General features: G+C 72.0%; 21 protein-coding genes. 13 read left to right on the forward strand and 8 right to left on the reverse strand.

What is annotated here, in order from left to right:
* Positions 1-115: 115 nt before the first annotated feature.
* Positions 116-1081, forward strand: coding sequence for a zinc metalloprotease (locus ACFYM6_RS03225; protein ID WP_387271710.1), 966 nt, complete (start codon positions 116-118; stop codon positions 1079-1081).
* Positions 1082-1132: 51 nt separating this feature from the next.
* On the opposite strand, the gene ACFYM6_RS03230 is transcribed toward ACFYM6_RS03225, so the two are convergent.
* The gene (locus tag ACFYM6_RS03230; RefSeq protein WP_073839084.1) at positions 1133-2167 is read right to left on the reverse strand and encodes a Ku protein; all 1035 of its coding nucleotides are present in this window, start codon (positions 2165-2167) and stop codon (positions 1133-1135) included.
* Positions 2168-2252: 85 nt separating this feature from the next.
* Here ACFYM6_RS03230 and ligD (ACFYM6_RS03235) point away from each other — a divergent pair, with 85 nt between their 5' ends.
* Both ligD (ACFYM6_RS03235) and ligD (ACFYM6_RS03240) read left to right on the forward strand, forming a co-directional pair.
* The gene (ligD, locus tag ACFYM6_RS03235) at positions 2253-3194 is read left to right on the forward strand and encodes a non-homologous end-joining DNA ligase (protein ID WP_387271712.1); all 942 of its coding nucleotides are present in this window, start codon (positions 2253-2255) and stop codon (positions 3192-3194) included.
* The gene (ligD, locus tag ACFYM6_RS03240) at positions 3184-4098 is read left to right on the forward strand and encodes a non-homologous end-joining DNA ligase (protein ID WP_387271714.1); all 915 of its coding nucleotides are present in this window, start codon (positions 3184-3186) and stop codon (positions 4096-4098) included. The genes ligD (ACFYM6_RS03235) and ligD (ACFYM6_RS03240) overlap by 11 nt, the downstream gene beginning before the upstream one ends.
* 30 nt (positions 4099-4128) lie before the next feature.
* Here the strand turns inward: ligD (ACFYM6_RS03240) and ACFYM6_RS03245 are convergent, their stop codons facing one another.
* A complete protein-coding gene (locus ACFYM6_RS03245) occupies positions 4129-4500 on the reverse strand; it encodes a DUF4267 domain-containing protein (protein WP_387271716.1) in 372 nt (123 codons plus the stop codon).
* An 88-nt stretch (positions 4501-4588) separates the two neighbouring features.
* Between ACFYM6_RS03245 and ACFYM6_RS03250 the strand changes: the two genes are divergently transcribed.
* The 4 genes from ACFYM6_RS03250 (at position 4589) to ACFYM6_RS03265 (ending at position 7619) form a co-directional block, all read left to right on the forward strand.
* Positions 4589-5161 carry a TetR/AcrR family transcriptional regulator gene (locus ACFYM6_RS03250; protein ID WP_387271718.1) on the forward strand — a complete coding sequence of 191 codons (573 nt, stop codon included), beginning with the start codon at positions 4589-4591 and terminating at the stop codon, positions 5159-5161.
* Positions 5162-5308: 147 nt separating this feature from the next.
* Complete coding sequence (locus tag ACFYM6_RS03255; RefSeq protein ID WP_387271720.1) at positions 5309-5827, forward strand: SigE family RNA polymerase sigma factor; 519 nt, start codon at positions 5309-5311, stop codon at positions 5825-5827.
* 6 nt (positions 5828-5833) lie between these two features.
* Positions 5834-6727 (forward strand): hypothetical protein, encoded by an 894-nt coding sequence (locus tag ACFYM6_RS03260; protein ID WP_387271722.1) that lies wholly within the window; start codon positions 5834-5836, stop codon positions 6725-6727.
* Between the two features lie 121 nt (positions 6728-6848).
* Positions 6849-7619, forward strand: a complete 771-nt coding sequence (locus ACFYM6_RS03265; protein ID WP_387271723.1) for a TIGR03089 family protein — start codon at positions 6849-6851, stop codon at positions 7617-7619.
* Here ACFYM6_RS03265 and ACFYM6_RS03270 read toward each other — a convergent pair whose 3' ends face one another.
* A complete protein-coding gene (locus ACFYM6_RS03270; protein ID WP_387271725.1) occupies positions 7620-8771 on the reverse strand; it encodes a sigma factor-like helix-turn-helix DNA-binding protein in 1152 nt (383 codons plus the stop codon).
* 57 nt (positions 8772-8828) lie between these two features.
* Complete coding sequence (locus ACFYM6_RS03275) at positions 8829-9056, reverse strand: hypothetical protein (protein WP_387271727.1); 228 nt, start codon at positions 9054-9056, stop codon at positions 8829-8831.
* Positions 9057-9307: 251 nt separating this feature from the next.
* Here ACFYM6_RS03275 and ACFYM6_RS03280 point away from each other — a divergent pair, with 251 nt between their 5' ends.
* Positions 9308-10183 carry a GNAT family N-acetyltransferase gene (locus ACFYM6_RS03280; RefSeq protein WP_387271729.1) on the forward strand — a complete coding sequence of 292 codons (876 nt, stop codon included), beginning with the start codon at positions 9308-9310 and terminating at the stop codon, positions 10181-10183.
* Positions 10184-10302: 119 nt separating this feature from the next.
* On the opposite strand, the gene ACFYM6_RS03285 is transcribed toward ACFYM6_RS03280, so the two are convergent.
* A complete protein-coding gene (locus ACFYM6_RS03285) occupies positions 10303-11616 on the reverse strand; it encodes a lysyl oxidase family protein (RefSeq protein ID WP_387271731.1) in 1314 nt (437 codons plus the stop codon).
* Positions 11617-11846: 230 nt separating this feature from the next.
* Between ACFYM6_RS03285 and ACFYM6_RS03290 the strand changes: the two genes are divergently transcribed.
* Positions 11847-12032, forward strand: a complete 186-nt coding sequence (locus ACFYM6_RS03290; protein WP_387271733.1) for a hypothetical protein — start codon at positions 11847-11849, stop codon at positions 12030-12032.
* Between the two features lie 230 nt (positions 12033-12262).
* Here ACFYM6_RS03290 and ACFYM6_RS03295 read toward each other — a convergent pair whose 3' ends face one another.
* Positions 12263-13942 carry a DNA repair helicase XPB gene (locus tag ACFYM6_RS03295; protein ID WP_387271735.1) on the reverse strand — a complete coding sequence of 560 codons (1680 nt, stop codon included), beginning with the start codon at positions 13940-13942 and terminating at the stop codon, positions 12263-12265.
* Positions 13943-14115: 173 nt separating this feature from the next.
* Between ACFYM6_RS03295 and ACFYM6_RS03300 the strand changes: the two genes are divergently transcribed.
* Entirely contained in the window at positions 14116-14979 is an 864-nt protein-coding gene (locus ACFYM6_RS03300; protein WP_387271737.1) for a L,D-transpeptidase family protein, read from the forward strand.
* 122 nt (positions 14980-15101) lie between these two features.
* Positions 15102-15338 carry a hypothetical protein gene (locus ACFYM6_RS03305; protein WP_387271739.1) on the forward strand — a complete coding sequence of 79 codons (237 nt, stop codon included), beginning with the start codon at positions 15102-15104 and terminating at the stop codon, positions 15336-15338.
* Between the two features lie 27 nt (positions 15339-15365).
* Here the strand turns inward: ACFYM6_RS03305 and ACFYM6_RS03310 are convergent, their stop codons facing one another.
* Positions 15366-17840: a helicase-associated domain-containing protein gene (locus ACFYM6_RS03310; protein WP_387271741.1), complete on the reverse strand. Its 2475-nt coding sequence runs from the start codon at positions 17838-17840 to the stop codon at positions 15366-15368.
* A gap of 82 nt (positions 17841-17922) precedes the next feature.
* Here ACFYM6_RS03310 and ACFYM6_RS03315 point away from each other — a divergent pair, with 82 nt between their 5' ends.
* Positions 17923-18546, forward strand: a complete 624-nt coding sequence (locus tag ACFYM6_RS03315) for an HAD family hydrolase (protein WP_387271743.1) — start codon at positions 17923-17925, stop codon at positions 18544-18546.
* Positions 18547-18574: 28 nt separating this feature from the next.
* Entirely contained in the window at positions 18575-18961 is a 387-nt protein-coding gene (locus tag ACFYM6_RS03320; protein WP_073826071.1) for a cold-shock protein, read from the forward strand.
* On the opposite strand, the gene ACFYM6_RS03325 is transcribed toward ACFYM6_RS03320, so the two are convergent.
* A complete protein-coding gene (locus tag ACFYM6_RS03325; RefSeq protein WP_387271745.1) occupies positions 18922-19752 on the reverse strand; it encodes a 1,4-dihydroxy-6-naphthoate synthase in 831 nt (276 codons plus the stop codon). The two genes, ACFYM6_RS03320 and ACFYM6_RS03325, sit on opposite strands and share 40 nt — an antisense overlap.
* Between the last annotated feature and the right edge of the window lie 148 nt (positions 19753-19900).

The following is a 19900-nucleotide window of genomic DNA, read 5'->3' on the forward strand; positions in this document are numbered from 1 at the left end:
TGTTGTTCACCGCATCGGCGTGTTCTCATACGGGACGACGACGTCACTGATCTCGTGGCGGCGGCCCCTGTCCATTCCGCTCTGCCTCCATCCCACAGGCGTGAAGGGTGCAACGATGCGCAGAAGATCAACTTTCCAGCTGGCGGTCCTGACCGCTACCGCGGCGACGTTCCTGGCGGCCGGAGGCGCCTCCGGGGCGGTGGCCACGGCAGCGCCCGCGACCGCCTCCCCTGGGGTAGCGGCGTGTGAGCCGGGTGCCGAGGGGCACAGCGCGGCGCGGGTGAAGGAGGGCGCCACCGCCCAGGAACCGGAGCTGTACTCGAAGAACGAGGCGAACGCCTACGGCGTGATCAAGGATTCGCCGCGCCTGCCCAATGGCAGCGTCACCGTGCCCACGGTCTTCCACATGATCTCCGACCACCCGCTCATCGCGGCCGAGACGGACCGGTGGAACACCCTGATCGCGGCGCAGATGAAGGTGCTCAACGACTCGTACGCGGGCCTCACGGCGCCCGACGCCTCCGACACGCCGTTCCGGTTCTCGCTCGTCGACACGACGTGGACGGTGAACAGCAACTGGTACACGGTCGTGCCGGGCAAGAACGAGCGCGACATGAAGAAGGCGCTGTACACCGGCGACGCCCGCACCTTGAACGTGTATGCGGCCAACATCGGCGGCGGCCTCCTCGGCTGGGCGTACTTCCCGAAGGGCTACAACAACGGCCGGGACTACATCGACGGCGTGGTGATGCTCGACGAGTCGATGCCGGGCGGAACGGCCGGCAAGTACGCCCTGGGTGACACGCTGACGCACGAGGTCGGGCACTGGCTGATGCTGGAGCACACCTTCGCGCACGGGTGCTCCGCCTCCGGCGACTACGTCGCGGACACCCCGCGCGAGGCGGCGCCGCAGTTCAACTGCCCGGTGGGCGCGGACACCTGCACCGCACCGGGGCTGGACCCGATCCACAACTTCATGGACTACACGCAGGACTCCTGCATGAACATGTTCACGGCGGGCCAGGCGGACCGGATGAGCGACGCCTGGGTGGCGTTCCGAGCCGGCGGCGGCAAGCAGTAAGCAGGACTTGGTGTCGGGGTTGACGGGCCGCGCTCGTCAACCCCTTCGCCGTCAGGCGGTCTTGCGGGGGGCGGCCTTCTTGGCGGCCTTCTTGGCCGGCGCCGCCTTCTTCTCCGCGGTCTTCTTGGCCGCCGCCTTCTTCGCCGGCTCGGCCTTCTTGGCGGCGGCCGCCTTCTTCGCCGGGGCCTTCTTCGCGGCCGCCTTCTTCGCCGGCGCCTTCGCGGTCTTCGCCGCCTTGGCCGCCTGCTGCGCCGACCGGGCCGAGGTGATCGGGGTCGGCTCGCCAGCGCCGCCGGCGGGCGCCTCGCCCCGGGCCGCCCGGGCCCGCTCGACCGACGCCTTCAGGGCGGCCATCAGGTCCACCGCGGCGGCCGGCGCGGCCTCTTCCTCCTCCGGCTGGACCACCTCACGGCCCTCGATCTTGGCGTCGATCACCTCCTGCAACGCCGCCCGGTAGTCGTCGGTGAAGGCGTCCGGCTCGAAGTCGCCGGCCATCGAGTCGATCAGCGAGCTGGCCATGGCCAGCTCCGGGGGACGGACCTTCAGGTCCTCGTCCAGGAACCCGAAGTCGGGGGTACGCACCTCGTCCGGCCAGAGCATCGTGTTGAGCAGCAGGACGCCCTCGCGTACCCGGAGGGTGGCGAGCTGCTCCCGCTGGCGCAGGGCGACCTTGACGATCGCCACCCGCTCCGAGTCGGTCAGCGCGTCGCGCAGCAGCACGTACGGCTTGGTGGCCGAGCCCTCCGGCTCCAGGAAGTACGCCTTGTTGTAGAGGATCGGGTCGACCTGCTCGGCGGGGACGAACTCCAGCACGTCGATCGCGTGTGAGGTGGTCAGCGGCAGGTCGGCGAAGTCCTCGTCGGTGAGGATGACCATCTCGCCGCCGCCGATGTCGTACCCCTTGGCGATGTCGTCGTAGGTGACCTCCTCGCCGCAGACCTGGCAGGTGCGCTTGTAGCGGATCCGGCCGCCGTCGTCCCGGTGCACCTGGTGGAAGCGGATGTCCTTCTCCTCGGTGGCCGAGTAGACCCGCACTCCGATCGACACTAGGCCGAACGACACCGCTCCTTTCCAGATGGCCCGCATCCGGCGCTCCTCTCCCTGGTTCTGACCAGAATCGCAAACGATCGAACGGCACGCACGCCCTTCCGTGCGCAACTACAGTGATCAGGTGCCCGGCGCGCCGTTGAAGCCGATGCTCGCGATGACCGGGCATCTCCCGGCCGGTGCCGGCTGGGCGTACGAGTTCAAGTGGGACGGCGTCCGCGCACTCGCCGACATCTCCTACGGCGATCAGCACCTGTACGCGCGTTCCGGCGTGGAGATCACCACGGCGTACCCCGAATTGATCATGCTGAAAGAGCAGGTCGATGACGCGCTGCTGGACGGCGAGGTGGTCCTCTTCAACGAGCTCGGGCAGCCGTCGTTCACCGCGTTGGCCGAGCGGATGCACGTGCGGAACCCGACCAAGGCGGCGCGGCTGGCGGCCAGCATGCCCGTCACGTACATGATCTTCGACGTGCTGCGGCTGCGCGGCGACGACCTGACCGGCCGCCCCTACCGGGAGCGGCGCGCGGCGCTGGAGTCGCTCGGGCTCGGCGCGGCCCGGTGGGCGGTGCCGCCCGCCTTCGCCGACGGCCCGGCCACCTTCGCGGCGGCCGGCGAGCACGGGCTCGAAGGAGTGATGGCCAAGCGGGTCGACGCGGTCTACCGGCCAGGGGTTCGCTCGCCCGACTGGGTGAAGGTCAAGCTGGAGGTGACCGGCGACTTCGTGGTCGGCGGCTGGCGGCCCGGCGCGCGCAAGATCGGCGGGCTGCTGGTCGGGGTGCCCCGGCCGGACGGGCGGCTCACCTTCCGGGGCCGGGTCGGCGGGGGGATCGGCGCGGCCCTCGAGCGGGACCTGCTGCGCGAGCTGGAACCGCTGCGCAGCGCCGCGTCACCGTTCGCCGGGGACGTGCCGCGCGAGGATGCCCGCGGCGCGATCTGGGTAACTCCGCGGGTGGTGGTCGAGGTCAAGTACGGCCAGCGCACCCCCGACGGGCGGCTGCGCTTCCCCCGGATATTGCGGCTGCGGCCGGACAAGCCACCCGAGGAGGTCGACGATGCCAGCTGACCGGTTGAAGGTGGACGTCGAGGGACGCGCGCTGGAGCTGTCCAACCTGGACAAGATCCTCTACCCGAAGGCCGGCTTTACCAAGGGCGAGGTGATCGACTACTACACCCGGATCGCCCCGGTGCTGCTGCCGCACCTGCGTGACCGGGCGCTGACCCGGATCCGCTACCCGAACGGGGTCGAGGGCGGCTCGTTCTTCGAGAAGAACGCACCGGCCGCCACCCCCGGCTGGGTACGCACCGAGACGCTGCCCGCCCCCGGGTCGAGCAAGGGGCGGGAGACCATCGACTACGTGGTCTGCGACGAGCTGCCCGTGCTGGTCTGGCTGGCCAACCTCGCCGCCCTGGAGCTGCACACGCCGCAGTGGAAGATCGGTGAGCACCCGGACATGATGGTGGTCGACCTGGACCCGGGCGCCCCGGCCGCGCTGAAGCAGTGCTGCCAGGTGGCGCTGCTGATGCGCGACCGGCTCGCCGACGACGGCATCGAGGCGTACCCGAAGACGTCCGGCAAGAAGGGCATGCAGCTCTGCTGCCCGATCGCCGGTACGCAGGATTCCGATTTCGTCTCGGGTTACGCCAGGCGGATCGCCCAGGAGCTGGAGCGGGCGCACCCGAAGCAGATCGTGTCGAAGATGGCCAAGAACCTTCGTCCCGGCAAGGTCTTCATCGACTGGAGCCAGAACAACGCGGCCAAGACGACGGTGGCGCCGTACTCGCTGCGCGCCCAGGCGGTGCCGGCGGTGTCGACCCCGCTGACCTGGGACGAGGTCGAGGCGGGCGCGGCGGGCAAGCGCCCGTCGACCAAGCCCTACACGGCGGGCGAGGTGCTCAAGCGGGTGGAGAAGCAGGGCGACCTGCTGGCCCCGCTCCTCGACGGCGGCCCCGAACTGCCCGGGCGCTGAGCGGCCCGGGCAGTTCCGGTCAGCGGTTGCCTACAGGGCGAACAGCAGGGCGGCGTCGAGGAGGACGACCACGGCGGTGGCGAAGTGGATGCCGAAGGCGACCGCCTTCGCGCCGCCGTGCCGTAGCACGATCAGGGTGTCCCCCAACGGGTTGAGCGCGACGATCAGCATGAACCAGGCGACCGCGTCGGCGCTGGTGAAGGCGATCAGGGCGAGGCCGAGCAGGCCGTAGGTGAGGTCGCGTAGGCCCTTGATCGTGAGATACGCGGGGTCGCCGTCCGGCGCGGCCGGCACGCCGTAGCCGGCGGCCGAGGCGCGGGGTGCCAGAAGGAACCGGGCACCGATGAAGACGCAGAAGAGGCTGAGGACGACGGCGAGCCCGTAGGCGACGGGGCTGAGCATGTTCGACTCCGAATTCTAGCGCTGCTAGGTCTGGGAGCGAAGCTAGCAGAGCGGTGGCAGATTGGCTAGCGGTGCTAGACTGGCGAGCATGTCGATTCAGGCCCGCCGGGAGCGGGAGCGGGCGGAACGGGAACGGGCGATCGTCGCCGCAGCCCGGGAGCTGGCCGAGTCGGAGGGCTGGGACGCCGTCACCACCCGCCGGCTCGCCGCCGAGATCGAGTACAGCCAGCCCGTCCTCTACAGCCACTTCAAGGGCAAGGACGCCATCATGGCGGCGGTCGCCGTGGAAGGCTGCGGTGATCTGGCCGCCGAACTCGCCGCCGCCCGGGCAGCCGCGACCGACCCACGGCAGGCGGTGGCCGACATGGCCAGGGCGTACGTCGCGTTCGCCGAGCGCCGGCCCGCGCTCTACGACGCGATATTCAACCTTCCCGTCGACCTGCCCTTCGCCAGTAAGGACGCGCCGGTCGAGCTGGCCCGGGCCTTCGCCGAGCTGGCCGAGACCCTGCGGCCGGTCGCCGGCGGCGACGACCTCGAGGCGTTCACCGAGACCTTCTGGAGCGGGCTGCACGGCCTCGTCACGCTCATGCGCAACGGCCGGCTCCGGCGCGCGGACCACGAGCGGCGGCTGGCGATCCTGGTGGACCGGTTCACCCGCTGAACCGTCCCGCCGGTCGGAGCGGTCGGGCCGGCGTGCGGGCGGCCAGTGGACGGCGACCCGGAGCTGCCGGGCGTTCGTAGGCCGGGAGCTCCGCCAGATGTCCGCGATTCCAGACAACCTTCTGCGGCACCGCCACGTGATAGGTGCGTGACTGACCAAACACAACGACTGTCCGCGGTGGACCGGTCGTACGTCGCATTCGTCGAGATGGCCTGGCAGCGACATATCCGGCTGGCCCTGCTGCTAGCCGGCGACCGGGGGCGGGCCGAGGAACTGCTCCAGGACAGCCTGGTCAAGGTGTACGAGCGGTGGCGGCGGCTGTCCCGGCTCGACGACCCGCACGCCTACCTGCGCCGCGCCCTGGTCAACAACCACACGTCCGGCTGGCGGCGGCGCCGCCGGGAGAGCCTGGTCGCGAACGTCCCGGACCGGGCCGCCCCCGGCGGCGACGTCGGTCCCGACTCCGTCGTCCTGCGCGCGGCGCTGATGTCGCTACCGGCGAAGCAGCGCGCGGTCGTGGTGCTCCGGCACTACGAGGACCTGACCGAGCGCGAGGTCGCTCAGATGCTGCGCTGCTCGGTAGGCACCGTCAAGAGCCAGAACGCTCGGGCCCTGGACAAGCTCCGCCATCTCCTCGATGAACCCTCCCACACGGTAAGTAGGTGACCAGCCATGACCACACGCCATGACCAACTCGCCCATCGGCTGCACGACATCGTCGACGGCGAGCCGGACTCCGTACCCCCGGTGGGGGCGCTGCTCGAGCGCGGCCGACGGGCACGTCGGCGCCGGACCACCGCGATGGTGGGTGCGACCTGCGCGCTGCTGGCGTTGGGCGTCGCCACAGTGGCGACTGTGGCGACCACGCCGACCTCGGGCCGTCCGGGCGTCACCGCCGAGCGGGGGTCCCAGCCGGAGCCGGCCTCGCCGGCGATGAAGCTGGTCTCGGCCGCCACCGCCAGCCAGAACATCAGCTACCGGATTCGGCTGACCAACTCGGGACCGGAAGGACTGACGTACGAGGGCGCGTTCGACCCGAAGACCACCACCGGCTACGTGCGGGTGCCGAAGGACGATTCGATCATGGTCGAGCTTTTGATCAACGGCACCCGGTACGAAGGCGCGGAACGGCCGCAGGGCAAGCTGCCGGCTGACAAGGGCCCGGGCGAGACGTACGGCCGCTACGGCCAGTACCCCGGCAAGTACGACCGGCTGTCCCTCTACAGCGACGGGAACGGTGTCCTGGGCAACACGGCACCCGACCCGGCGAGCCTGATCAGGGCGCTGAAGGCCGCGAACGGGACCATCACCGAGAACCCGGACGGCACGCTGCACTTCGAGTACGCCATCGAGCACAAGCAGGAAATGGGATCAACCACCACGTCCGGTGACGTCACGCTCGACGCCGACGGCCGGATCGCGAAGGTGGCACTGTCCGGCACCTGGCAGTCGACGATGAAGGGCCGGCTCGACAAGGGCACATTCACCTCGACGCTCGAACTCTTCGACTACGGCGTCCCGGTGAAGGTGGAACGCCCGACCGACGTCGTCATGGTCAAGAGGTAGTCCGCACTGGTCTCCCCGCCAACGACGAGCTGCCCGCGGCCCCACGGTCGCGGGCAGCTCTGGGCCTTGCGGTAGGCCGCCGGTGGCTAAGGTGGGGCGAACCGGATCGAAGGAGTGCCCGATGGCTGCCCGCAGCACCTCCATGACTGTCCCGGGCGCAGCGGCGCACCCGGACGACCGGGGGTTGCTCACCTACCTGGACGACGCGACCGGGGAGCGGGTCGAGCTGACCGCGCCGCAGCTCGGCGGCTGGGCGGCGCGGAGCGCGAGCCTGCTGCGGGACGGCTGCGGGCTGGGCCCCGGCAGCCGGGTCGCGGTGCTGCTGCCGCCCCACTGGCGTGCCGCCGCCGTGCTGATCGGCGCCTGGTCGGTCGGGATGACGGTGTCGTTCCGGCCGCGAGCCACCGCCGGTTTGCCGGTACTCGAACCAGGCGGCGACCAGCCGTACGACGCGGTGTTCGTGACCCCGGAACGCCTCGACGACTGGCTGGAGGACATGCCCGACGGGGTGCACCGCTATCTCGTCGGCACCGAAGCCGGGCCGCTGGCCGACGTGCCCGTCGGCTGGCTCGACTGGTCCACCGAGGTGCTCCGGCACACCGACACCCCACCCGACTACACCGCCGTCCGCCCGGGGGACCCGGCCAGCCCCGACGGCACCAGCTACGGGGAGTGGCGGCAGTTGGCGTCGGCGATCGCCGAACAGCTCGACCTGCGGGCCGGTGACCGGCTGCTGGTCGACGCCGCCGAGCACGAGCAGCCGGTGAAGTGGCTGCTCGCCCCGCTCGCCGCCGGCGCATCCGTGGTGCTCTGCGCCAACCTCGATCGGTCGAAGCTGGCTGCCCGGATTAAGGCCGAGCAGGTCACCCGGGTGCTCTCCACGAAGCTCTGATCACTTGCAGGTCATCCGGTTCTTCCAGGCCACGCCGATCACCACCGGGCCGTTCGTCGACGAGTCGTGGTACGAGATGGCCACCACCGCGCCTTTCGGAATGGCCGACGGGTTGATCGTCAGGACAGTGTTCGCATCCGCCTCGCTCTGCGAGGGGAAGATCCGATCATTAAGCCCGGGCGAGGGCACGGAGTGGCAGATTGAACCGACCCTGACTTCCGCCGGCACGCCGGCTTCGGACAGCGCCTTTCGAACCGCGTCCGGGTCTGCGAACTGCTTCTTCGACAGGGTGAGAGTCACCGTCCCGTTGGGCTTGCTGACCACGGAGAAGGCGACCAGTTGCGTCGGAGCGATGCTGGCCGGCCGCTCCGCGGACGGCGGCGCGGCGGACGGCGGCGCGGCGGGTCCCGAGCCGGTGAGCGCCGGCACGGCCACGGCCAGCCCGGCGAGCACCCCGGCCGCGGTCACTGCGGCCAGCCGCCGTCGGCGCCGCGAGGTGCCCGTGGCGATGATGTCCTCGGCCGGCCTGTCCATGTCCAAGCCGGACAGGCCGTCCGCCACGGCACGCAGAACGTCTTGGTCTCTCACTGCTTGATCTCCTGAGTCTCGGCGGTACGAACTGGCGGCGCAGCGTCGCGACGGCCCGGACAGGTGAGCGGTGACAGTTCCCGCGGCGATGCCGAGCACCTGAGCGGTGGTCTCGGTGTCCAGGTCCAGGAACGCCCGGAGCGCGATCACCTCGCGCTGGCGGGCGGGCAGCCGCCGCAGCGCCGCCATCAGCGCCGCATCCACGCCCCCGGCATCCGGGCCGACCGCCACGTCGTGCCCGTCGGCCAGGGCAACCTCGCGGCGGCGGCGCCGCCAGGCCGACACCCTCACGTTCAGGGCGGTGCGCACCACCCACGCCTGGGGGGCCGGGTGCCGGCTGACTTTCCGCCAGGACATCCAGGCCCTGGTGAACGCCTCCGCCACCAGGTCCTCAGCGCCCTCGCGATTGCCCGTGCCGGCCACCACCGCCCGCACACAGGCGGCCCGGTGGACCCGATAGAACTCTGCGAACTGTGCCTGCTCGTGTCCCACGTCCCGTACACGCTTGAGCCCGTCGGGCCACTTACCCCCGGCCGACATCTGCCCGGACAGAGTTACTCGCACCGGACGAGGCTCGACAGCCGCATCGCCGCCGAGGAGGTCACCCGGGTGCTCTGCGCACTACCTTTCGGCCCTGGTGCGCCGAGCGGTACGCCATTTGGCGGCATAGGGCAGCACGAACAGGTACAGGCCGGTGAACAGGAGCAGGAAGAGCGGGAGCAGCGGCACGTAGGACACCCAGACGATGGGCTCCTCCTGCGCCAGTGCGACGAAGGTGACGATGACCGTCACCGTGAAGACGATGGCCAGCCAGCGGTGGATCTGCCGGACCCACTTGTTCCAGTTCAACGGGACCTCCTCGGAAGACGAGCAACCCCGCCCCCGGCACCTGCCGGGGCGGGACATCCATGGCGGGTCACGCTAACTGCGGCTCGGTGACCTGGGCTTCTCGATTCCTGACCGGTCTGGCCACCTGTCCCGGTCGCCGTGCGGGGCAGCGCGCCGGCCCGACGGAAACTCGTTGACAGTGGCGCGGGCCGGGATGCCTACTTGCCCACCGGGCGTCGTGCGGTCGGCGACAAACGAAGGGGCAGAGGATCATGGCGGAACTGGGCGGGGACGCGCTGACCTGGAATGAGTTCGGCGAGGAACACCTCGACGCGCTGACGGAACTGGCCGAGGCTTGCCTGGCCGTTGACGGTGGGCTGCCGCTGTTCGCCCGCCCTCCGCTGCTGCGGGCGCGGCTGCTCCAGACCCGTACCCTCGGCGGCTGGCACGACGGCGGCCTGATCGCGGCCGTCGGCGTCGGCACCGGCGGGCAGCCGGCCACCAGCACCGGCCTGGTGCATCCGGCCTGGCGGGGGCGGGGCCTCGGCGGCCGGCTGCTGAGCTGGGCGGACGAGCAGGCCGGCGACGCGGACCTGCTGCTGATCACCGAGTCCTGGAGCCCGGGCGGGGACGCTCTCTTCACGGCGCGCGGCTTCGAGCTGACCTTCACCGAGTGGGTGCTGCGGCACGACCTCACCGCCCTGCCGGCGGTCGCGCGCCCCGACGGCGTGACCACCGAGCCGGTGACCTGGGATATCGGCCCCGAACTCTTCGAGACCTACCGGGCGTCCTTCGCCGACCGACCCGGCTTCGGCGCACCCACCGTCGAGGACTGGCTGGGCGACCTGCGGGACGACGACGAGTACCGACCGGACCTGTCGCTCATCGCGCGCGGTCCCGACGGTACCGCCGTCGGCTTCCTCAACGTCATCGACAACTGGATCGACCAGGTGGGCGTCGTGCCCGGCTGGCGGCAGCGACGGGTCGGGGCGTACCTGGTGGCGACCGCGCTGCGGTCGCTGGCCGGGGACGGTGGCCGGGAAGCGTGGCTCTGCGTCAACGACAACAACCCGGCCGCGGCCCTGTACCGGCGGCTCGGATTCCGCGACGTCGGCCGCCGCGCCCGCTACCTGCGCCGCCACCCGTGACCGCCGCCGAGGCCGCGTCATGATCGGCTCCGCATCGGCGATGTGGCGGTATCGAGGCGGGCTGGATGCCGCCACATCGGCGATGTGGTGTGTGGGTCAGGCCCGCAAAGGCGGTGTCATCAGGGGCAGGCTGGGCCGACGCCGCGCAACTGCGCCTGCGGCTGGCTGGTCGCCAGCCCGGACAGCTCCACGATCACCGACGAGCAGTTGTTCGTCTCGTCGGACTCGCTGAGCTTGCCGTCCGGGTCCACCGTCGTGAACAGGACGTACGTCCCGTCCGCCAGCCCGTACGTGTCGATCATCTGGTCCGGGAGGTACCAGTTGTAGCGGTCCGCCCAGCCCGGCGACATGCCCATGTCGAAGTAGTCCCGGCCGCCGCTGGTCGACTTCGGGTCCAGGCAGGCGGGTGCCGGGTACGACAGCGACGCGTCCCCCTTGGTGCCCCAGCCGACCAGGTCGGTGTCGGCGATGCAGAAGCTGACCTTGTCCGCGACAGCCGCCGGCGCGCTGCCGATGACCCTGCCCGCACCATCGGCCAGCCACAGTTCGGACTGCGCGAACCCCTTGAAGTGGTAGTGCCCGTGGATCGGGTGGAACTCCACCTGCCCGGCCGACAGGTCCTGCCAGGTCGAGTCGGACCGGTAGACCCGCTGCCACACATCCTCGTCCTGCAAGACGCTCGACTGGCGGGAGTAGTGCAGCTCCACCGGGCCGGTCCCGGCGTTCTGCAGCACCTGGTCGAACCGGAGGCACTGGCGGGCGCCCTGCTCGCTGCGCTCGCTGTCGAAACACGACTGCCCCGGCTCGGCGGTATCCCCGAAGATGGTGCCCGGGTTGTCGTACGTGACGTTCTCCTGCGGCAGCGACTTGAGGTCGGGCAGCAGGTCGCGTACCGGCTGGACCGTCGGCCGGTACTCGACCTCGGCCAGACCCTGGTAGGCGATGACCGGGTCCGGGTCCACCGCGCCGAAGGTGACCCCGTACGAGACGTACACGTCGTAGGAGCCGTTGCGGGCGGCCGGGATGATGACCGACTGGGCGGTGCCGACGCCGGCGGTGGACTTCGCCACCAGCGTCTGGCCCCGGTAGACGAAGAGGCCGAGGCCACCTTCGGTGGCGCCGTCCCACCGGATCGCCACCTGCACCCCGCCGGGGCGGGTCCAGGTGCCGGGCGGTAGGGCGAGCGTGAGTCGCAGCTTGTCGCAGTGGACCGTCCGGCACTCGGGGATCTGCCGGGTGCCGGGCCCGTCGCTGCGGACCGTGCCGGCCCAGTACGAGGCCGGACCGTCCGACCTCAGTTTCACCTCGCTGGGACTGGCGGCCTGCGCGGCCTGCGGCAGCGCGGTGCCGAGGACCAGCAGACCGGCCGCGAGCAGCGCTCCGGCGTGCCGGGTGCGGCCCGCGGAAAGACGCCCTGATACCGAGGTACGCATACGCGCATCCTCCTCAATATAGGTGGCTGTGAAACGCCACGCTATACGGAGCGCATATGCTCTGGCATCAGCCCGTGATGCCATCCGGCATCGGGCGGGCGGTCAGCGCCTCAGTCCACCTTCGGCTTCGGCTCGAGGATGTCGGGTCCTCAATCGACCTGGTGCCGGGCGGGAGGCGCCCTCACTGAAAGAGCCTGCCGGGCCTTCTGGAGCGGCCCCGCTTGGTGATTATGGAGTCCCTGCGCCGCCGGCGCACCATGATCGAATTTGCCTTCCGCTTCAACCCTTTGAAGATTCGGTCCCTCATCGCGCACCTCTCTTCCCGCGTACGTCGGATCGGCCATGGCGATTCCGCGCCGAACAATGGGCCGATCGTGGCACTGGCGCGGGCGGCTACCGGCCTGATCCTTCGCTGACCCAGCCCGCGTACCCGGCGTGACAGCGGCCATTCGTCGGCGTCGGCCTGCGCCGCCTCCCGGCCTGCCCGAGCGAAATGACCGGTTCCGGGGGTGCCGCGCCGGCAAGGACGTGTTCGTCGCCGAGCAGGGGAAGCGCAGGCGGGTGAGTCGTTTACGACATCAACTCCATAGCGGGCACGAGGCACCCTCGCTCCCGGCACGGTGGGCCCGAGGCGAGCGAGAACGGGTCAGTCGAAGGAGGGCAGCGACGGGCCGAGGACGTCGTCGGCGTCCACGATGGTGTACGCGTACCCCTGCTCGGCGAGGAAGCGCTGGCGGTGGGCGGCGTACTCGGTGTCGATGGTGTCCCGGGAGACCACGGTGTAGAAGTGCGCCTGCCGGCCGTCGGCCTTCGGTCGCAGCACCCGGCCGAGGCGCTGCGCCTCCTCCTGCCGGGAGCCGAACGTGCCGGACACCTGGATCGCCACCGCCGCCTCGGGCAGGTCGATGGAGAAGTTGCCGACCTTCGAGATGACGAGCGTGCGCACCTCACCCGAGCGGAAGGCGTCGAACAGCCGCTCCCGCTCCTTGTTGGTGGTCGAGCCCTGCACGATCGGCGCGTCCAGGTATTCGCCGAGCTGGTGCAGCTGGTCGATGTACCCGCCGATGACCAGGACCTGCTCGTCCGGGTGCCGGTCGACCAGCGCGCGAACGACCGGCAGCTTGGTCCGGGCGGTCGCGGCCATCCGGTAGCGCTCCTCGGCCTCCGCCGTCGCGTACGCCATCCGCTCCGCGTCGGTCAGGGTGACCCGTACCTCGGTGCACTCGGCCGGGGCGATCCAGCCCTGCGCCTCGATGTCCTTCCACGGCGCGTCGTACCGCTTGGGTCCGATCAGGCTGAACACGTCGCCCTCGCGGCCGTCCTCGCGGACCAGCGTCGCCGTCAGGCCGAGCCGGCGGCGGGCCTGAAGGTCCGCGGTGAACCGGAAGATCGGCGCGGGCAGTAGGTGCACCTCGTCGTAGATGACCAGACCCCAGTCGCGGGCGCCGAACAGGTCCAGGTGTGTGAAGGCGCCCTTGCGGCGCGAGGTGAGCACCTGGTAGGTGGCGATGGTGACCGGGCGGATCTCCTTGCGCTCGCCCGAGTACTCGCCGATCTCGTCCTCGGTGAGCGAGGTCCGGGCGATCAACTCCCGCTTCCACTGCCGGCCGGCGACCGTGTTGGTGACCAGGATCAGCGTGGTCGCCTGCGCCTCGGCCATCGCCGCCGCCCCGACCAGCGTCTTGCCGGCGCCGCAGGGGAGCACCACCACGCCGGACCCGCCGGCCCAGAACGCCTCCACGGCCTCCCGCTGGTACGACCGCAACGTCCACGGCTTCCCGCCGTCCTTGCCGGCCTCGGCCAGCTCGATCGGGTGCGCCTCGCCGTCGACGTAACCGGCCAGGTCCTCGGCCGGCCAGCCGAGCTTGAGCAGCGCCTGCTTGAGCCGGCCCCGCTCGGACGGGTGCACCGCGATGGTGTCGTCGTCGAGCTTCGCACCGAGCATCCCGGCCAGCTTCTTGCTCTTGGCGACCTCGATCAGCACCACCCGGTCCAGCGCGCGCAGCACCAGGCCGTGCACCGGGTCGTTGACGAGTTGGAGCCGGCCGTACCGGTCCATCGTCTCGGCCACGTCGACCAGCAGCGCGTGTGGCACGGGGTAGCGGCTGTATTTGATCAGGGCGTCCACCACGCCCTCGGCGTCGTGGCCGGCGGCCCGGGCGTTCCACAGGCCCAGCGGGGTGAGCCGGTAGGTGTGCACGTGCTCGGGAGAGCGCTCCAGCTCGGCGAAGGGCGCGATGGCCATCCGGCACGCCTGCGCGTCTGGGTGGTCGATCTCCAGCAGCAGGGTCTTGTCCGACTGCACGATCAGTGGTCCACCGCTCACGCCAGCGTCCTTTCGCTTGCCGGGATCTCCTCGCCCGCACGACGCTGACCTGCCGAAGGCGGACCATCCAGTGTTGCACGCCCGGAGGTGTCCGAAAAAAGTCACGCCGAGAAGGCAACGGGACATCCGTCTCGTACGTCTAGGAAGGGAACGCCTTGCCAGGGGGAGGGCCCATGAAGCGTGTCCGGTTCGCTGCCCGGGTCGTCAGCCTGGCGGCGGTCGTGCTGGTCGGCGTCGGTGCGTGCGCGCTCGATCCGCAGGGCGACGACGGATCCGGGGCCGCGGCTCCGGCACCCGTCGCCGTGACGGAGAAGGCATCGGGGGCGAGCGCGCACGCACCGACACCTGGCCAGCCGTCGCCGTCCCCGTCGGTGTCGCCGAGCCGGACGGCCACGCCGAAGCCCAGCCGGTCGACGAAGCCGAAACCGAGCGCCACGCCGAAGCCGGTCTGCCCGCAGGGCGAGCGCCAGCGGGAGGTGGAGACGTACCTGGCCAAGCTGGGTGGGTTCGGGACGGTGACCGTGGACGGGCAGCAGTCGGCCGCCGACTGCGCCGCGATCAAGAAGTTCCAGCGCCGGTACGGGATCAGCCCCGCCGCCGGTCGCGCCGGCGCCACCACCTACGACGTGGCGCGCCGCCTGGCCACCACCGACGTACACCGTTGCCGGGCCGGCTCCGGCCTCACCTTCTGCGTTGACCTGACCCGGCAGACGGTCTGGGCGATGCGGGGCGGCAAGGTGGTGATGGGTCCGACGGTCACCCGCACCGGCATGAGCGGGTACGCCACCCCGACCGGCACCTACCGGGTGGGCGGGCGGAACCTGAAGGAGTGGTCCAACCCGTACGAGGTGTGGCTGCCGTACTGGCAGCAGTTCAACGGTGGCATCGGCTTCCACGAGACCACCACGTACCTGCACAACGGGTCGATCGGTTCGCACGGCTGCGTGAACCTGCTGCACCAGGACGCGGTGCGGCTCTGGGAGCTGGGCTCAATCGGCACCCGGGTGGTCGTCTTCGGTCACCGTTCCGGCACCTGAGCAGGCCCGGCCGCCCGTACCCCTGACCCTCCCTGGGTGGAATGAGGGTTTTCTCCCCTGTTCGGCGGCCGATTCCGGTGCCACCCTGGAAATCGGGTCCGGCGGGGCGGGAGGGGCTGACGATGACGGTCGATCACGAGGTGCTCCCCGAGGACGACCGGGCGACGGGGGACGAAGTCTCCCCGGCGGCCCTGGTCGGGTATGCGGCCGCCGCCGTCGGCGTGGTCGGCTGGTTCTTCTTCGGTCTGCTGGTGCAGCGCCAGGGCTTCGTCGACTCGGTCGGCGAGTCGGCCGGCGCGGCGTTCGGCCTGCTGCTCACGGTGTCGGTGATCGGCACGATCCGCCGCAACGGGCGTTGAGCGGGCTCGGGCCGAGCCCCGGCCCGCTCAGTCCTCCCGCACCGCCGCGGTGATCCGGTGCAGGGCGAACGTGTGCAGCATCTCCGTGCGCTCGTCCTCGGCGCGCAGGTAGCCCGCGCCGATCGACACCGGCCGGACCAGGCGGGACGCGGTCGCCCCGTGCGCGTCGACGTAACCGACCCAGACCAGCGCCTTGTCGCGTACCGCCTGCTGGAGCACGGCCAGCGCGTCGCTGTGGCTGTGCGCCGGCGCCGGACCCGTACGCGCCGCGCCGCCCCGGACCACCGCCGGCGCCCGCCGGGCCGCCCGCGCCGCCGCCTCGCCCCGCCGGATCTGCTCCACCACCCCGAGCAGTCGGGGCATGGGCAGCCGGGGCGCCGCCAGCGGGTCCAGGCTGTGGGTGGCGGCCGGCATCCGGGCCGGCGCCCGACGGGTCTTCGGCCGGGCGAGCACCGTCGCGCCGCTGGCGTCCTCCGGCACCGGCGCGTACCCGGCGTCGCGCAGCGCGGTCAGCATCCGCCCCACCTGGTACGGGGTGGCGAGCACCGTCGGAGCCAGCCGGCGGAACGCCAGCGCCTCCAGCCGCTTGTCGGACAGCACCTCGGTGAGCAGTGCCTCGTCGTCGCTGCGCACGTACCCACCGGCCGAGCCGACCCGCAGCCCGCCGTGCTTGCGCGCGACGTCGTCCACCAGGTAGCTCAGGCCCTGCGGCACCGGGGTGCGCGACCGGCGGCGGAAGAGCGCGTGCAGGTCGTCGGCGGAGTAGCCGGCGTCCAGGGCCCGCCGGACACTGGCCGTGGTGACCCGGTGCACGCTCGCGCCGCCGGCCGACTCGTGCTCGGCCACGGCGTCCAGTTCGCCGGCGAGCGCCGGGTCGGGCGGGCCGGGCACCACCACGGTCAGGTCGGCCTGCACGAGGAAGTGGTCGACCGGGGCGGGGAGCAGTGCGTCCAGCGAGCGTACGGCGGTGGACGGCTCGCCCGACTCGGCCTCGGAGAGCAGCCCGAGCGGGTCGTCCGCCCGTTCGTCGGCCTCGGTCACGTCGGCCAGCAACAGCCGCCCGTACGAGGTGAGCGCGCCGAGCCCGGTCACCCCGAGCTGGGCCGCCTCGGCCAGCACCTCCCGGTGCGCGGCCTCCCGGCCCCGGGCCCGCCGGGGCGCCCGCCAGTCCAGAAGCTCCAGCACCTCGTCCGGGGTCGGGGCGGTCGCCGGGGCCAGGTCGGCCAGGGTGGCGAGCACCGCGTGCCGGGCGGCCGGCGCGCCGGCCCGCTCCGCCTCGGCGGAGAGCACCGAGATCGGCCGGTCCCGGTCGTCCCGCTGGCCGACCAGGCCCACCTGGCGGGTCATGGTCAGCCAGGCCCGGGCCAGCTGCTCCCAGCGCTGGGCCAGGGAGCCGGCCCGCCACACCTCGTACCCGCCGGTCGGCAGGATCTGCTGGTCGCCGCCGTACCGGGTGGTGGCGGCACCGGTCAGGTCCAGCTCACCGACCAGCCCGGCCGCGTACGCCACCTCGAAGAGCAGGGCCGTAGTCTGGTCGTCCAGCCCGAGCCCGCGGGCCAGCCGGCGCAGGTCACGCACGCCGACGCCGCCGGAGCGCAGCACCGGGGCCGGCTCGGCGGCCAGGCTCTCCAGCAGCGCCTCGGTCTGGCGTACCACCTCCATGGTCTGCCCGGCCCCGGCGGAGTCCACGGCCTTCGCCTCCCGCGGCGGGCTGGCCACCACCGGTGGGCTGGTCCGTAGCGGGCCGAGCGGGCCGCTGTCCCGGCGCAGCAGCAGCCCCACCTCGCGGGGCAGCTCGACCGTGCCGGCGCCGCCCTTGCCGCCGGACATCCGAACCAGCAGCCGGTGCTCGACCAGCCAGCGGATCGGGGAGCCGGTCGGCGCGCCGCCGTTGACCAGGTCCGGCGGGAGCACGTCCTCGGTGCCGGTGGCGGGGGCCGCCAGCGCGCCCGGGGGCACGGTGCCGACCGGCGGGCCGGCGGCCAGCCGGTCCAGGATCGCCCGGGCCGAGGGCGGCGCGGCCAGCAGCGTCCGCCGCAGCTTCGCCGGATCGGTGCACACGGCCGCCGCCCGCGGGTCCAGCTCCGACGCCGGTCGGCCCAGCCCCGCCGGGTACGGCGACACCTCGTCGACGCCGCCGACCACGTGCAGGTCGTGCTCGGGGCCGTACAGCAGGAAGAGCGCGCGGAGCCGGTCCACCGCGCTCCGGACGGCGGTCGGGGCGGGCGGGTGCGGGCCGGCGGTGGCCAGCGCCAGGATCTCCTCGGTGCTGGTGCCGCCCTTCTCGGGGTGCCGGGTGAGCCGGGCGGCGTCCAGGATCAGGAGGGTGAACTGGTCCAGCCCGTCGAGGGCCCGGGCCACGGATACCCGCGACTGGGCGCGGATGGCGAGGGCGGAGACGTCGGCCGGCACCGGTACGACGAGGTCCGGCCGCAGCCGGAGGAGGGCGGCCAGGGACTCGTCGGAGAGCGTCCGCAGCTGGTCGGCGAGTGAGGTGGTCATCGTCGTTCCACGCTAGCCCGGCCGGGGGGCCTCCCGCCCCTCGGACGTCCGGCTCGGCTCGGCGGCCGGGTAGGTTCGCGGCATGCCTCCACTGATGGTCGGCTTCGACCTCGACATGACCCTGGTCGACTCGCGCCCCGGCATCGCCGCCGCCTACCTGGCGTTGACCGCGCTGACCGGCGTGCCCGTTGACGCGGACCTGGCGGTGTCCCGGCTCGGCCCGCCGCTGCGTACCGAAATCGCCCACTGGTTCCCGCCGGAGCGGGTGGAGGAGGCGGTGGTGGCCTATCGCGAGCTCTACCCGGCGTACGCGATCACGCCGACGCTGCCGATGCCCGGCGCGGAGGCCGCGATCGACGCGGTGCACGCGCGCGGGGGCCGGGTGATGGTGGTGACCTCGAAGATCGGCCGGCTGGCGAAGCTGCACCTGGATCACCTCGGGCTGGCCGTCGACGAGCTGGCCGGGGACCTCTTCGCCGAGCAGAAGGCGACCGCGCTGCGGGAGCACGGTGCGACTCTCTACGTCGGGGATCACGTCGCCGACATGGCAGCCGCGCAGGCCGCGGGAATCCCGGGCGTGGGAGTGACAACCGGGCCCTGCTCGGGGGACGAACTGGGGGACGCGGGTGCCCACGTGGTGCTGGATGATCTCACCGGATTCCCGGCGGCGCTGGACCGGATCATCCGGCTAGCCTTGAAGGGGTAGTTGTCTCGAGCGAAGCAGGGGTTGTCAGGTGCCGACGGGTCGAGTGAAGTGGTATGACGCGGCCAAGGGATACGGCTTTGTCACCAGTGACGAGGGTGGCGACGTGTTCCTGCCCAAGGGCGCGCTACCGGCCGGCGTCGCCGACCTCAAGGGTGGCCAGCGGGTCGATTTCAGCGTGGTCGACAGCCGCCGGGGCGCGCAGGCCATGGGCGTGAAGCTGCTGGAGGCGCCGCCGTCCGTGGCGGAGCTGCGCCGCCGGCCGGCCGAGGAGCTGCACGGCCTGGTCGAAGACATGATCAAGGTGCTGGAGGCGAAGGTCCAGCCGGACCTGCGCCGGGGTCGTTTCCCGGACCGGAAGGCCGCGCAGAAGATCGCTCAGCTGGTCCACGCGGTGGCGCGCGAGCTGGAGGTCTGAGGGACGAGCCCGGCGTCGGCGGCCCGACCCAGCAGCGCCTCGACGGCGGCGAAGCCGGCCTCACCCAGGTCGGCGGTGAACTCGTTGACGTAGAGGGCGATGTGTCGGTCCACCACGTCGGGCTCCATCTCCTGCGCGTGGGAGAGGACGTACTCCCGGCTGGCCTCCGGGTCGGCCCAGGCCTGGCGGACCGACTCGCGGATCCAGGCGGCGGCCTCGGCCGGGTCGACCGCGCCCTTGCGGGCCAGGATCGCGCCGAGCGGGATCGGCAGGCCGCTGTCGCCCTCCCACCACTCGCCGAGGTCGACCAGGGCGGTCAGCCCGTGCCGGGGGTACGTGAACCGGGCCTCGTGGATCACCAGGCCGGCGTCGTACCGGCCGGCGGCGACGCCCGGCATGATCTCGTGGAACGGCACCACCTCGATCCGCGCCGGCGGCCGTTCCGCCGACCAGAGCCGGAACAGCAGGTACGCCGTGGTCCGCTCGCCCGGCACCGCGACCGTCGCGCCGGTGAGGTCGGTCCGGTCGCCGCGGGTGAGCACCAGCGGGCCGCAGCCCCGGCCCAGCGCGCCGCCGCAGGGCAGCAGGTGGTAGTCGTCGAGCAGCCAGGGCAGCGCCGCGTAGCTCACCTTCACCAGGTCGAACGCCCCGCGTTCGGCGGCCGTGTTGGTCACGTCCACGTCGGCGTAGGTCACCTCGACGGGCGGCGCGCCCGGCACCCGGCCGTGCACCAGGGCGTCGAAGACGAAGGTGTCGTTGGGGCACGGGGAGATCGCCAGGGAGAGCGTCACGCCCCCACCGTAACTCCGCGCCGCGGACCACCCGCCACCCCGGTCCCGCCACCGTGACGCCGCAGCGGTGTGCCGTCCTTCGACGTGGCCTGACCGGAACCGGGCGGTGCCTCGCGCCGGCGGAGACAAGACTCGCTGCTCGCTTTGG

The organism is Micromonospora sp. NPDC006431 (assembly GCF_042870725.1).
Taxonomy (GTDB): Bacteria; Actinomycetota; Actinomycetes; order Mycobacteriales; family Micromonosporaceae; genus Micromonospora.